Origin of the sequence: Streptococcus suis, assembly GCF_002960445.1 — a bacterium.
Taxonomy (GTDB): Bacteria; Bacillota; Bacilli; order Lactobacillales; family Streptococcaceae; genus Streptococcus; species Streptococcus hyiners.
Map to the genome: position 1 here is coordinate 1 of NZ_POJD01000125.1, position 564 is coordinate 564.

General features: G+C 32.8%; 1 protein-coding gene. It reads left to right on the plus strand.

Annotated elements, in window-relative coordinates; all coding sequences use genetic code 11:
- On the plus strand, window positions 1-564 hold a 564-nt coding region (locus C1G53_RS03405; protein ID WP_192873101.1), incomplete at both ends, for a restriction endonuclease subunit S.

Sequence of the window (564 nt, forward strand, 5' to 3'; positions counted from 1 at the left end):
ATCGAATCAAGTGAGTTGTTTGTTTATTATGTTTTTGAATTAATAAAAAAAGAAATTCAGAAGACATCTAGTGGTAGTATCCAAGATAATATTAATATCGACTACTTAACAAAATTAAAATTAAAGGTTCCCAACAAAGATTATCAAGATAGAATTGTCAACTTATTGTCAACTATTGATAAAAAAATCTTAATTAATAACCAAATCAACGAGGAGTTGGAGGCTATGGCCAAGACGCTTTATGATTATTGGTTTGTGCAGTTTGATTTCCCTGATGAAAATGGTAAGCCCTACAAGTCCTCTGGTGGTAAAATGGTCTATAACGACCAACTCAAACGGGAAATCCCAGAAGGGTGGGGAGTGAAGCAGTTGGGTGAGATATGTGAATTTAGAAATGGAATCAATTATGAAAAATCTGAGACAGGGGATACGCTTTCAAAAATTGTAAACGTACGGAACATTTCAAATTCTAGTACTTTTGTTACTACTCATGATTTGGACTCAATTACTTTAGATAGAAGACGTATTGAAAGCTATCTTGTTACAGATAGAACAATTCTGATA